The sequence below is a fragment of the Microcoleus sp. B4-C2 genome (assembly GCF_036705265.1).
Taxonomy (GTDB): Bacteria; Cyanobacteriota; Cyanobacteriia; order Cyanobacteriales; family Microcoleaceae; genus Microcoleus.
The window spans coordinates 22,611-36,213 of record NZ_JAUBUB010000039.1; the positions used below are offsets into that span (position 1 = coordinate 22,611).

8 protein-coding genes and 1 tRNA gene are annotated in these 13,603 nt (G+C 46.1%); 5 read left to right on the forward strand and 4 right to left on the reverse strand.

Features of this window, described 5'->3' with window-relative positions; all coding sequences use genetic code 11:
- The first annotated feature begins 37 nt into the window (after positions 1-37).
- Positions 38-109: transfer RNA gene (locus QUB20_RS13595), tRNA-Gln, on the forward strand.
- A gap of 460 nt (positions 110-569) precedes the next feature.
- Here the strand turns inward: QUB20_RS13595 and QUB20_RS13600 are convergent.
- Positions 570-1,847 (reverse strand): serine hydrolase, encoded by a 1,278-nt coding sequence (locus QUB20_RS13600; protein WP_333246820.1) that lies wholly within the window; start codon positions 1,845-1,847, stop codon positions 570-572.
- A gap of 179 nt (positions 1,848-2,026) precedes the next feature.
- On the opposite strand from QUB20_RS13600, the gene QUB20_RS13605 reads away from it, so the two are divergent.
- The gene (locus QUB20_RS13605) at positions 2,027-3,133 is read left to right on the forward strand and encodes an N-acetylmuramoyl-L-alanine amidase-like domain-containing protein (protein ID WP_333246822.1); all 1,107 of its coding nucleotides are present in this window, start codon (positions 2,027-2,029) and stop codon (positions 3,131-3,133) included.
- A gap of 177 nt (positions 3,134-3,310) precedes the next feature.
- Here the strand turns inward: QUB20_RS13605 and QUB20_RS13610 are convergent, their stop codons facing one another.
- Positions 3,311-4,645, reverse strand: a complete 1,335-nt coding sequence (locus QUB20_RS13610) for a D-alanyl-D-alanine carboxypeptidase (protein WP_333246851.1) — start codon at positions 4,643-4,645, stop codon at positions 3,311-3,313.
- A 688-nt stretch (positions 4,646-5,333) separates the two neighbouring features.
- Positions 5,334-5,669 carry a ribbon-helix-helix domain-containing protein gene (locus QUB20_RS13615; protein WP_039886507.1) on the reverse strand — a complete coding sequence of 112 codons (336 nt, stop codon included), beginning with the start codon at positions 5,667-5,669 and terminating at the stop codon, positions 5,334-5,336.
- A 93-nt stretch (positions 5,670-5,762) separates the two neighbouring features.
- On the opposite strand from QUB20_RS13615, the gene QUB20_RS13620 reads away from it, so the two are divergent.
- The 3 genes from QUB20_RS13620 to QUB20_RS13630 all read left to right on the forward strand — a co-directional run bounded on the left by QUB20_RS13620 (position 5,763) and on the right by QUB20_RS13630 (position 7,322).
- Complete coding sequence (locus tag QUB20_RS13620) at positions 5,763-6,017, forward strand: hypothetical protein (protein WP_333291408.1); 255 nt, start codon at positions 5,763-5,765, stop codon at positions 6,015-6,017.
- Between the two features lie 223 nt (positions 6,018-6,240).
- Positions 6,241-6,756, forward strand: a complete 516-nt coding sequence (locus QUB20_RS13625; RefSeq protein WP_333246824.1) for an HNH endonuclease — start codon at positions 6,241-6,243, stop codon at positions 6,754-6,756.
- Positions 6,757-6,923: 167 nt separating this feature from the next.
- On the forward strand, positions 6,924-7,322 hold the full coding sequence (locus tag QUB20_RS13630) for an alr0857 family protein (protein WP_333225423.1): 399 nt from the start codon (positions 6,924-6,926) through the stop codon (positions 7,320-7,322).
- 110 nt (positions 7,323-7,432) lie between these two features.
- Here QUB20_RS13630 and QUB20_RS13635 read toward each other — a convergent pair whose 3' ends face one another.
- Positions 7,433-13,249 carry a CHAT domain-containing protein gene (locus QUB20_RS13635; protein WP_333246826.1) on the reverse strand — a complete coding sequence of 1,939 codons (5,817 nt, stop codon included), beginning with the start codon at positions 13,247-13,249 and terminating at the stop codon, positions 7,433-7,435.
- Between the last annotated feature and the right edge of the window lie 354 nt (positions 13,250-13,603).

Sequence of the window (13,603 nt, forward strand, 5' to 3'; positions counted from 1 at the left end):
CGGTGTTTGAATGCTAAGATAGTGAAGGTTAAGACGTTGGGGCGTCGCCAAGTGGTAAGGCAGCGGGTTTTGGTCCCGCCATTCAGAGGTTCGAATCCTTTCGCCCCAGTTAAATTGTGTCCGGTCAATCAATTGTTGAACTCATTGTTTCTATTCTGACCAAGGGCGACGAGCGATTAAAAGGGCGGGTTTTTGAGATTGTCAATTGTTGGCAGATATTTTTCGTGAACCCGCCCCTACCGTATTAGGGGTAATCGAGCGGAAATAATATCATAGGATATCAGAAACCGGGTTTATTCCTGCGGGTTTTACCTAAAATCCTAGATTTGTGGTCAAGAAATTGGTTTTTTTGGTGGCCATTGCCCATTTTTCGCAGAAACCGTTGTTTGTGCGTAATATCACTTCTGACTGCGCCGGAATTGTATAGCAGAAGTCCGATGGAAGTCGGAAGAAGGAAGAAGGAAGAAGCAATAAAATCAATCGTTTCAGCCATTAACAACGTCCTAACTGTCTTGCCGGTTGCTATAAAATCGAGTCAACAGTCAACACTCAACCGGCCCTACTCCATATCACTGCAAAGTGCTGGGGCCACGAGCATTTAGCCGATCGAAAACGTATCGGGAAATTGCCGGAAATGTTGTTTCGTCCTTGGAATAAGCAGGATCGTCTGCGAAAACAACTAAGATATAAATCGCGCGATCGTCTAAAGTTCTAACAAATGCCGCTTCGCTGCGGGATTTGGAAGTATAGCCTACTTTGGAACCAAAATAAATATTAGTTGGTAAAGATTCGCCGAGAAATCCTTTTATCGAATTGCTAGGGTCATTTTTCCATGCCTTGGGGTCTAAGTCTCTCGTTAGCAAGTAAGCCATTTTACGGCTGGCGACGCTGGAAACGGCTTGCCTAGTATAGATTTCATATATTAATCTGGCAGCTTGGTCGGTAGTTACTTGATTGCGAATCGGCTGGGAAGGATCGCCCCGCAATTGCAAGTCGCGACCGATTGGCCCTTCTTGTCTTAAATAGTATATGGGATAATTTTTGGTGCTTATACGAAGATCATTGTAGCCTGCTGACTGGAAAAATGTGTTAATTTGAGTGCGCTTTTTCAGCCAGCTTTGCAACTCTTCTCCTGCGAGCCGTCCGCCGGATTTTGTATCTGTGATTTTATCTAAAAGCCTGCTGGCCGCATCGTTGTTGGAGACGCGAATCATTTGTTCGAGGTCGTTTTTAAATGCAGATTCTCTTTGCGTAATGATGCCTTTTTCTATGGCTGAGTAAAACGCTGCCATCCAAAATAACTTGGCAACGCTAGCGGGAAATCGGAGAGTTTGATTTTGATATCCGGCAAAGGTGTGAGCTGTGGAATTGCTGACATCAAATAAGCTAATTGATAGCCGTTCAGCAGGCAGTCCTTTGCTGGTTGCAATCTTCACAGCTTCATCAACAATCCCTTGCAATTCTTGAGAGTAAACTGGATTGGGAGGTGTTTTGATGTTGTAGCTAAAGGTAGGCTCGCTTTGACGATCGGCTAAATTTTCCGATGGTTCAATTGTCGGAGGCGAGAGTGTTTCTTGAGGCGAGATGGCCTGTTGAGCCAAGATGACTGGCGGTTCTGGGGCACGGCGAATTCTGAACGGTATTGTGACAATCCAACCGATCGCGATCGCCCCGGCAATTAAGCACAGGATGTTACGGTATTTTAAGCCAGAAAATTTCGTCCTGACTCGACGACGGGATTGGACAGGAGGCTGGCTGCTTTGGCGTCGCGGCCCGATTGGGCCTCGCGGATCGATTGGGCGTCGAGGTTGAATTGGGCGTGGGCGGCGTCGGCGTTCTACTTGCATTACAGTTTTGTGCTATCAAACTCGCATGATCAGTTTATAATAGGGCGGCATCTAAATGACAAGTGTATCGATCTAGTCCGCTGTTGCCAATTTTATCGGTCTACTAGGCTGATTGAGACTTCTAGTAATTGTAAAATTTTCAGGATAGCACTGAGTTGAAGCAAAATCCTTTGAAAAACATGAGAAATTTTTGGAGTCTGGCTGTTTTGGGATTTGGGATCGTCGGCGTGAATAATTCTTTGATACCTGATGTTTGGGCATTTCAGTCTCAATCTGCTACCGGATATGTTGTTGAGCGACAAACAGCAGCACAGGGCGCGTATCTAGCGTTTTCCTTGACGGGAGAAAGCGAAAATCTGGAGATAACAAACAAGCAAACTGTTTCCAGTTTTCCGAGTATGTTGTGGGACTTCAACAATTTAGCGGAAATTTCCTATTCCGAATTGCTGAAAGTGCTGGCGAGACGATCGGACTCCAATAATACCGAGAGAGAAACCGTTGCACAGCCTGAAGACATAGCACGTTTTGAACAGGTTGTACAGTATGCAAAACAACAAAATTTGCACGATCGCTCGATGGGAGAAATCGTCCAGGCGATCGCCGATAACTTCCTAGGGAAGCCCTACGCCGCTGGGTTGCTGGACAAATCCGGCGAAGAAAAGTTGATCGTAACTTTGAATAAATTTGATTGCGTTTTATTTGTAGAAACCGTTTTGGCGATCGCCAGGGGCGTAGCAGTACAAGATTACAACTATCAAAATTTTGTAAATCGCATAGAAGAACAGCGGTATTTAAACGGTAAAATGAACGGTTATTGCAGCAGATTGCACTATTTTTCCGACTGGATTAACGACAATCAAAAACGGCAAACTGTGGAAAATATTACCGCTGAATTAGGCGGCGTGCCCATGAATAAAACACTAAATTTCATGAGTCAGCACCGCAGCAGTTACCCGCAAATGCTCAAAGACGAAGCGACTTATCAGTGCATAGTCAGCCAAGAAACAGACTTAGCCAAAACTACTGTTAATTACATCCCGACAAATCGGATAAAAAGAGTTTATTCTCAGTTAAAACCGGGGGATATTGTAGCGGTAGCGACGGATGTTAAAGGATTGGATGTCACCCACACCGGTTTAGTCTACCGCAATGCTGACGGCAATATGGGTTTAATTCACGCTTCGCCGGCTGGGGAGGTGACAGTTGCTTACGACTTGCAGAGATATATTAGCAGAGTCGAAAGTGCGATCGGCATAGTAGTCGCTAGGGCAAAAACCCCTAATTAAATTAGTTGGTACTCCTAGGGTGAATCAGCTTGCATTATTTTAGCTAAAAATTTAAAATTTCTGTGCTGACGCACCCTACAAACTAAAGAAACCGGGTTTTTTGCCGAATTTGCGCGCTGCAACCAAGTATTTTTGTAAAAAAACCCGGTTTCTGGGTGCCCATGCGTAAGCCTCAAATCAATTGACAATTTCGCTGCGAGATACCTTACTCTTTCTAGCAGGATTTGGGGTTAATTCCGGCGGCGAAACTTGAACACTTCCCCACTCATTCAAAAAGCTTTTCAGCAAAACCTCTTGCTGAGTGCGAAATGTCTCGACATTTGCCCCTCCATTCATAATCACAAACCACACAGTTTCTTGTTTTTGAGTTGGCAAAGCTCCGCCCAAAGCGCTAACATTATCCAACGTGCCAGACTTGACCACTGCTAATTGGGGTAGCGGCCGTTCTGATAGTATTCCTTCATCTTTCCCAACTACAGTTAAGACATCAGCAACTGTCATGCTGTAAGGTTCAAGATAGCGTTCTAAAGCTATAAACAACGCGCAAGCAGCCCGGGGAGAAATGAGATTTTCTTCGCTCAATCCCGAACCGTTGACAAGTTGAATTTCTGCAGGCGGAACTCCGGTTGCTGCTGCTGCTTTTTGCGCGACTGTTTTAGCGCCACCGACAGTATCAGCTAGCATATCTGCCATGAGATTGTTGCTGTACTGATTCATTTTTTTGATCAGTTCAGCGAGGGGCAAAGAATAATGTTTGACTAAAGGCTGCACGTCATTGGGAGGTGCTGACAAAACTTTTACAGTACCCTCAATTGCTATTTGGGGTTTCGGCGTATTGGGAGGCAGGGTTTGATACTGGGCGGCGGCTTCGCTGGGCCAGATTTGACTGTTCAATCCTTGTTTGAGCAATTCTCCCGATTTTTGGGGATCAAGTTCAAAGTTCATGTAAAACTTATCGACAATTATCAAATTGCCACTGACTCGCTTGATACCTTTTTGATTTAAGGCGTTACCAAGGGCGATCGCCTCTTCCCAGACAAACAACGGATCGGCGTTTCCCTGTATAATTAAATCGCCTTTTAATACGCCGTTTTCAATTTTTCCAGTTGTACCAATTAAGGTAATAAATTGATGTTCCGGCCCGAATTGTTGCAGCGCTACGAGAGATGTTGCTACTTTGGTAATAGAAGCGGCTGACAGAGGAACGGTACCTTGATGATTGGCTAGCAAAGTATTGCCAGATTGCATCCAGACGCCTTGGTTTTCTTTGGCAAAACCTTGGGCGGCCAACTCGTTGAGATATTGCTGGATTTTGGTATTTGTGGGGGTTTCGGGATTGGTAGCAGAGACTATTAATGGCTGCTGAGGCTGACTTGGTTTAACTGGTGGCGGGGAGGATTCAGCTACAGGAGAGGGAGATGCAAGTTGAGCTGATTCAGTAGCGGCGCATCCGGCAATAATTGTGAGAAGGGCGATCGAACTCGCAGCAGTCAAGTAGCGGTTTTTCAGCATTACCTTAATTTTTTTCATCAAATGTACGATCGTCTGTTCAGCACGCCCGATGGAAAGTTTAGCATTAGCCCGCGCGTTTTGGAGCATCCGCATCTGCGTTACCAGAATTGCGAACCCCTAACATTAGCTATCTACTTCTCCATCTTTCTTCGTGCTATACCCTAGGGGAACGGCTTCGCCGAACCCGCCTTCGTGGTTCGTTAAATAGATATTGTTTAAATACTGCGGGGTTTTATACCAATAGCCCGGACTGTTTTTAGTTCGTAATCTGAAACCCTGAATTTTCGTAGATCACATCTTGGATTATTCTCGCTTAACAGGCTGTCCGGCCTGTTCCACAACAAGTGCAATTTCTTGTGGGGATTAGGGGTTGGGCATTCTGCCCGGCCATAAAAAGCTTATTGAAAATGGTGCAAGATGTCAGTTGGTAGTTCGATTGCCGCAGATCCTTGCAACCCTGATTTTACGGTTGGTAATCAAAAACTGTTTAAAGTATGGTTATACCAGTTCCCAAAAACAATGCAACTCTAGCTAAGCTCCCAACCCTTATCTGATAAGCCATTCCCAAATCTAAAATCTAAAATCTAAAATCTAAAATCTAAAATCTAAAATCTAAAATAGTACGATTTTCAGCGCCTGGGGTGAAGGCCCCAGGCCGATCGCTCTCACAAATTTTCGATAAACTGGTTTATCCAGCCATACTCCCTATACTTAGCGGCACCATTTCGCCGTGCATTGTCAGGCCTAATAACATCGGCCCGCCCGGTCGAATCAACTCTCCTGTAAGCGCGCAGCGTTCCTCCTGCTGTGCTGTGGCATTAATGCTGGCTCGAATATCCGATCGAGAAAACATCTGCCGATACTCTCCAGACTTCTGCTGCACGTAATTCCAGAGCAAATCTCGAATCAAAGCTTGATAGCCTTGATTGCCCGCGAGCTCTTTAAGTCTCTCCTTGAGCTCTCTTTCGAGTCGAATGCTGGTGACTTCCATTTCGGTGGTTGAGGTTCTAGGTAGGGTATGCATAATTTTTTCTCCGTGACGGGTGGACATATGTGTAATATCAGTGTAGTATGTTTACAGCTAGATTGAAAGCCTCTTAACCACCTTCTGCCGACTTTGAAATTTCTCCCCACCTACTCTACCTATCAACTGAAGTGCGATCGCCCCACGGGTCGCTCAGAGTCGTCACGGCACGTCTTTAGCAATGGTTTTGCGACTGTTGCAGCGACTTCGTGGGCGGGCTTGGGCCTAATTAAACCTGGTTATAGTGGATTAGGACAAATTGCAGAAATTAATGACAACGAGGTAGACCGGGACGGTCTGCAAGTGGCACAGCCAGATCGAGAGAGGCGAAGCGGGAGGTACAGCTAAACAACTGTACCAAGACAGGATGAAAATTTGCATGAAAGCAGTTTTTCTAGCCCCCGCTTCTAAGTAAGAGAAGCGGGGGCATTTTGATTGGATATTTGAGAAATTCGATCGGCTTGGGGAACTGGGAAAAAACCAGATGTAGCCAATGCTGACGAAGCAAGCAAGATTCAAAATCTAAAATCTAAAATCTAAAATCCAAAATCCAAATGAGGAGGAGCAAGCCGTGACCGTAGTAACTGATGTATTGAGGCAATCTGTGGTGGTGTTTTCTCAGAATTACCTACCAATGAGCCGTGTCAACATCAAACGGGCGATCGTACTGTTGGTAACAGGCAAGGCTGAACCTCTTGATTTTAGCATTGGCAACGGCTGGCTGGTACGATCGCCCAGCACCAGCATCCACGTACCCGAACAAATCCGCTTGACTTTTGGTAACAGGGAACGCCTGTGGAAATTACCCCCGGTCAATCGCCGGGAAGTTCTGCGCCGCGACGCTCATTCTTGCCAATACTGCGGTAGCAATCGGCATTTGACGCTAGATCACGTGATGCCTCGATCGAAGGGTGGCCCGCATACTTGGGACAACGTGGTGACTGCTTGCGAACGGTGCAACTCTCGTAAGGGCGATCGAACTCCCGTAGAAGCTGGAATGTCTCTGCGAACTAAGCCGAAAGCCCCCATACACCCCACTGTTGCTTTTGCCGAACTGTTTTGGCACGAATATCAAATAGGGGAATAGGGCATGGGAAGAATTTTAGATTTTAGATTTTAGATTTTAGATTTTAGATTTTAAATTGATGCGTAATGCTCATCTAAAATCTGCCCTAAATCCCAATTCCCAATTCCCGATCGCCAATTTTCAATTACCAATTTTTAACTTTCAATTCCAAATTTAGGGCTGTCAATATGCTGAAGTTGACTTACACTGAAACGGGCTTTAACCTCGAGCGTTTGGCTCAATCTCCCGAACAGTTAGTGGCGCTGCGAGTTGTGCTGGCTATGCGAGTTGGTCAAAGCATCAGCGTCGAACCGAGCACTGCGGCATTTTTGCTGCCCGCGAATTTGCCGGCGCTGTCTCTGTTGGAATCTGAGGCGCGCCGAAACGACAATGATGCGATCGAGCTTTGTGTTGCTGATGCTGACTTTGTAGAAGTGACTCTGCGCGGTACGTGGATTTCTGAGGCGTCTGAGGGGGCTGACGGCGTGTTTGCGACTGTTTTGGGCGATCGGGCAGAACTATTGTTGCTCAAACTCTGGCTCGAAACTCAGGCTGCTGCGGAGGTTGTCGGGGAAGTCGGCGATTAATATCCGATGTGGAAGGAAGAGGGAACAAGGAATAGGGAAGAGGGAACAAGGAAATATTTTCTTCATATCGCACTCCCCCACTTTTTCCCCCTCTCCCGCCAGAAGCGCACTCAATTCCATTCTCCTTGCAGCCCAAAAGCAGCCCAATAATAAGGAGATTGCCATTCTGGAAGCTGTAGCACTTCGATTTGCGCCGATCGCAATGCCGCAGCAGGCGCCAACTTATCTTGGAGCATTTTTTTGTAAAATCGTGTCATCAACTCAGAAGTTACTTGATCCTCAACACTCCACAGAGAAACCACCACACGCGGCGCCCCCGCATACATAAACCCTCTCGTCAAACCCACCAACCCTTCTCCTTTAACGTCTTTTCCCAAACCCGTCTGACACGCACTCAGCACCACCAATTCGGCCGGTAAATTGAGATTAAAAATATCATTCAGTCGCAAGTAGCCATTTTGTAACGTACCTTTCTCATCAACCAAAGAAAGCACCAATCCCGATAATTCTGGATGTTTGCTATTAGCAAATCCGTGCGTAGCGAAATGAACAATGCGATATTGAGATAAATCGGGATTGGTTGCCGTAGTACGATTAGCGCTAAAGTCAAACGCTTGTTTTTCCAAATCATCCGGTACCAAAGCCAAGATTTGCTCAGCTTCAGTTCGCGAGAAAGGTAGGCGAGTCCAATAAATGTTAGCCTCAGAGGCTGATCTCTGTAATTGTTGCGCTTCCACTGGCAGAGTTTCAACAGTTTGATTCTTGGTTACAGCCGATGTACTCGTGCCTTTGAGCCGTTCATCATCAGTGCTAAAAACTGGATCTGCAAACAAGGCGATCGCCTTTGGAGCCGGTTGACGAGTCGCCATATCCCGCCGCAGAATTGCTAAAGTTGAAGCAGAAGGCAGATTAACAATTTCATGCTTAACTATTAGCGGCGCTTCAGATTTTTCCAGAGTAAGGGCGCCAAAAGGAATGTATTGCAAGGCTCCATCCGCAACAATTAGCAAGCGCTTGTTGCCCAACTCAGAAGCAACCGGAGCGAGGATAATTTGGCTCAGAAGTGCAGCAGATTCAGCAACCATTTGAGGAGAGGTTCTCGTGGTCTCTTTGGTTAAAGTATCGCGGAAATTCTTAGCCGTAGCTTCAATCTCGGTGCGAGAAGGGAGTTCGTAACTGGTGAAAGAAGTTTTCGTCACCGCCCACAAATAACTGCGCTCCTCACCCAGAGAATATTCTAAAAGTAGCGTATTGTCATCGAGTACCTGTTGTTGAATTTGTGGCAAGTTGAGAGGTTCGGGATATTTGAGGGCAGCGTAACGAGGACTGCTAGCGCGAATTTTAGCTTCTATTTGAGCAAGTTCCTTGAGAATCGTATCGATTTTTTGTTGGATTTCATCCACAGCTTCTTGGGTAGATTTAGCGATGACAATTTGGTATTTGCGAGTCTGAAAATCACTAAGTTGTTGTTGCAAATTTTGTTCTTGGGCTAGCAGTTGCGAGTCAACACCTTGGCGAATATTTGCGCTGGCTTCGCTAAGGAGTTCAAGCAGACTGCGGGCACGGGCACGTTCGCTAGCATGAAAGGCTTGTGCGTCGTAACCTTTATCGGGATTTTTCAGGTGCAGTTGCATCAACAAATCGATGTAAAACTGGTAATAATCTTGGTTGCGGGCAAAGTAAGACTGCCGCAGTTCTTGGCTACCGATTTGAGTGCGGAGGTTTTCAATAATATTAATTGCGGTTTCGATTTCGGTTTGGGCAACTGTGAGGTTATTTTGTTGGCGGTTTAAGATGGCTTGATTGTAGATGATGTGCGCTTCTTCTGTTTTGTAACCGAGTTGTTGGGATAGAGATAAAGCTTGGTTATAGTTTTCAATGGCGGTAGAACTTTGCCCTAAAGCAGCTTGTATTTTCCCCATTTGATTGAGGACTGTGGTTTCTTTTACTTTGTCGTTTAGGTGTCGGGAGATGCTCAGGGCTTGGTTGTACGCATTCAGGGCAGTTGACCATTCTTTTGAAGCGATGTAGGTGCTACCAATGCCAGTTAAGGCAGTAGCTTCTACTGCTAAATTACCTGCGGGTCGAGAGATGACTAGGGCTTTGTTGTAGGAGTCTAGGGCATTTTTCCAGTTTCCTGTAGCAGCGTGAATATTACCAATGTTGTTGAGGGTGTTGGCGACTGTCGCTTGGTCATTTAATTGATAAAATAAGGGCAACGCTTGGTTATAGTAATCCAGGGCTGTTTTCGGGTCAGCTAAATCAGTGTAAAGTTGACCGAGACTGTTGAGTAGGGCTGCTTGTTCTGTTTTAGCACCTGCTTGTTTTGATAATGGCAACGCTTGATTGTACGAGTCTAAGGCAGATTGAAATTGTCCGAAATTGACGTAAATCTTACCCATTGATAAGAGAGTCTGTGCAGCTTGAGTATAGTTTCGGTCTGCACGATAGAGTTCGAGGGCTTCTTCTAATTTTTGAAGGGCGAGTTTTCTTGATTCGGCGGTTTCTTGGCTAGACAGTTGATTTCCTCTGAAAAATGCGACTTCAGCCGCAGAAACTTTGATTCCTGTGGCAATATCCCAGACACGGGCGGTTCTATCCCGACTCGCCGTCAGAATTTGGCGACCATCTGGGCTAAATACGGCACTTTCGACACTATCCTCATGTCCCCGGAAGATTGCTAACAAATTGCCTTGGTTATCCCACAGGCGGGCGGTTTTATCCTCACTAGCGGTGAGAATTTGGCGACCATCAGGACTAAATACGGCGGTGTTGACAGAACTGTCATGATCTCGGAATATGGCTAACAGATTGCCTTTGATATCCCATAGCCGGGAGAGTCTATCCCCACTGGTGATTAAAATTTGCCGACCATCCGGGCTAAATACGACGCTGCTGCTAGAACTAGAGCCTTTCTCTACATCCTTCTGCCCCCGAAACTCTGCTAGGAGATTGCCTTCGGTATCCCACAGACGAGCATACCCGTGGGAATCATTGCCGAGGGTAAGGATTTGCCGGCCATCGGGGGTAAAGATGGCATTATCAACCCACTCATGCCCCCGAAACTCTGCTAGGAGATTACCTTGGGTATCCCACAGACGGGCGGTTTTATCCGAACCGCTGGTCAGGATTTGAGTTCCATCTGGACTAAAGACTAGGGTGTTGACTTGATACTCATGCCCCCGAAACTCAGTCAGGAGATTTCCTTTGGTATCCCACAGACGGGCGGTACTATCTATACTAGCAGTGAGAATTTGATTCCCATCTGGGCTAAATACTGCCCTTGTAACAGAACCCTTGTGTCCTTGGAATTTTGCCAGGATATTACCTTTGATATCCCACAAGTAGGCAGTTTCATCACCCACTGCAAGGATATGTCGGCTATCGGGGCTAAATACAGGTCTGGAGAGTCTTTCTTGAGGGACTTGAAACTCGGTTAGAAGATTGCCTTTGGTATCCCACAGGTGAACCATTTTCTCGGTCGTGGTAAGAATATGGCGACCATCAGGGCTAAATACGGCACGCTGGACTTCGTTGTTCTCCTGTAACTCTGCCAGTTGAGCGTTATTTTTGGACAAGCTTTCCTGAAAAATTTGTAGGGCAGCCATTTGCTCGGCTTGGGCAGTAATTGCCACTGACACATCCCACAACCGGGCAGTGCCTTCATTACCAGCAGTGAGAATTTGCCGACCATCTGGGCTAAAGACTGCACTGTGAATGACACCTTCATGTCCCCGGAACTCTGCTAAGAGATTACCTTTGGTATCCCACAGACGGGCGATTCCAGGGCCGAAAGTCTCACTGCTAGTCGTGAGAATTTGCCGACCATCGGGGCTAAAGATTGCACTTCCAAGATGTGTTTCATCTGCCCGAAACTCTGCTAAGAGATTGCCTTTGAGATCCCACAGACGAGCAGTATCATGTAAACTCTCAGTCAGAATTTGACTTCCATCAGGACTAAATACAGCACTTTCGAGTCTTTCCTTATGCCCTCGGAACTCGGCAAGGAGATTACCTTTAAGATCCCACAAACGGGCAGTTTCATCATCACTTGCTGTCAAAAATTGACGACCATCGGGGCTAAAAACGACACTTTTGACGGCCTTCTCATGTCCGAGTGGGAATTCGGCTAAGAGATTACCTTTGGTATCCCACAATCGGGCAATTTTATCCTCACTGGCGGTGAGAATTTGGCTACTATCGGGACTAAATGTTGCACTGTTAACCATCCACTGCAATTCTTCTATGTCCTCAACTTTCCTGGGTACCCGCAACTCAGTGAGGAGATTACCTTGGCTATCCCACAGACTAACCGGATAACACAGGCAATCGCTGGGGAGGATTTTGCTACCATCCGGGCTAAATACTGCATTGATGTGACTGCCCCCTTGCAATACAGAGAGAAGATTGCCTTTGTTATCCCACAAACGGATGTTCTCACCATTGGTGGTGAGGATTTGACTCCCATCGGGGCTAAATCTTGCTCGATAGACGCCTTCTTCATGTCCTTTAAACTCTGCCAGGATATTGCCTTTAAGATCCCATAATCGTGCCGTTTCATCTCGACTGGCGGTGAGAATTTGCCGGCTATCGGGACTAAAGACAGCACTGCTAACCAAACTTTCATGTCCCCGAAATATTGCCAGTTGAGCATTATTTTCAGACACACTTTCTAGAAGGGTTTCCCTAGCCACTATTTGCTCAGATTCAGCAGCAATTGAGGCTGAAACGTCCCACAAACGAGGCACTTGATCCCAACCAAAGGTGAGGATTTGCTTACCGTCTGGACTAAATACTGCACTCACTGCACTCTCATGTCCCCGCAACTTTGCTTTGAGATTGCCTTTGGTATCCCAAATTTGAGCAGTTCCATCTCGACTACTGGTTAGAATATGCCGGCCATCGGGGCTAAATCCTTGTACACCCCAGCGATAAACTTTATGTCCCTGGAATTCTGCTAAAAGATTGGCTTTAGTATCCCAAACCCTGGCTGTATCGCTACTAGCGGTGAGGATTTGCCGACCATCGGGACTAAATTCTGCACTGTAAACCGACTCTTTATGCCCCTGAAACACGGCTAACCCATTACCTTGGGTATCCCACAGACGGGCAGTTTTATCTGCACTAGCCGTGAGGATTTGGCTACCATCGGGACTAAATTTTGCATTAATGACACTATCTTCATGTTCCTGAAACTCTTTGAGAAGATTACCTTTGCTATCCCATAAGTAAACAATTCCATGGGAATCGACAGAAAGGATTTGGCGACCATCCGGGCTAAATACAGCTTTTGAGGAGACTAATCCGCCACTTGTTATCTTTTGATGACCTTGGAACTCAGCGAGGAGATTGCCGTTGATATCCCACAAATGAAATTTATCCCTAAAACCGGCTCGCTCGGAAAACCGACTAATGGTGAGAATTTGCCGGCTATCTGGACTAAATACGGCATTTATGACTTTATCGCCATTCTCAACCCCTCGGAACTCTTTGAGGAGATTGCCTTTGAGATCCCACAGGCGGATGGCTTCATACTCAGTAATGGTCAGAATGTGCTGGCTATCGGGGCTAAAGATAGCACGTCTGACTTCTTTGTCATGACCTCGAAATACCGTTAAATGATTGCCATTAAGATCCCATAGACGGGCAGTTTCATCCTCACTCGCCGTCAAAATTTTACTGCCATCGGGGCTAAAGACAGCACTGGTGACATCCGCCTCATGTCCTAAAAACACGGCGAGTTGTCCAGCAAATGCTTGTACTGGTTGTTTTATTCCTGATGGGTTAAGGTTTTCTGTTGTTGATGACTGAGACACTCTGGTAGTTCTGGGTTGGCCGCTGATGGGGATGCTGTAGGTGGTAGCGAATACAACTCCTATCACCAGAGGGAGACAGCGATGCACTTTTCGGTATTTATCTGGCAGCATAATTGTTTTTTGGGAGAGTTAAGAATTGGGAGAGGGGGGTCAACTAAACCTTTCTCTAGCGAATCCGTAAAAGCCAAAAGCTATAGTTTCTTTTTGGATAGGCAAATCTGCTTAGCGTTGGCTCATTTTTTACCGAGGTGATTAAAATTAAGATTCGCTGGGCGTTAGTTGTCAAAAAAAAATATTTATGTTAAAGAGAAACTCTATCATTTTTTATAATCTTTGTCTGTCATTGGCTGCGTCAACGGTGAGGAAAAGACGTTAAGGGATGTAACTTGAATCGATCGGCGGGGCGTTGGCTCGTCGATGTTATTATCTTTTGACCCACATCTGCGGAATGTGGGTTTTATGAAC

Coding starts and splice junctions, on each gene's coding strand:
- QUB20_RS13635 (WP_333246826.1), bottom strand. CDS start 13,249: ATGCTGCCAGATAAATACCGAAAAGTGCATCGCTGTCTCCCTCTGGTG.
- QUB20_RS13615 (WP_039886507.1), bottom strand. CDS start 5,669: ATGCATACCCTACCTAGAACCTCAACCACCGAAATGGAAGTCACCAGC.
- QUB20_RS13610 (WP_333246851.1), bottom strand. CDS start 4,645: ATGCTGAAAAACCGCTACTTGACTGCTGCGAGTTCGATCGCCCTTCTC.
- QUB20_RS13600 (WP_333246820.1), bottom strand. CDS start 1,847: ATGCAAGTAGAACGCCGACGCCGCCCACGCCCAATTCAACCTCGACGC.
- QUB20_RS13630 (WP_333225423.1), top strand. CDS start 6,924: ATGCTGAAGTTGACTTACACTGAAACGGGCTTTAACCTCGAGCGTTTG.
- QUB20_RS13605 (WP_333246822.1), top strand. CDS start 2,027: ATGAGAAATTTTTGGAGTCTGGCTGTTTTGGGATTTGGGATCGTCGGC.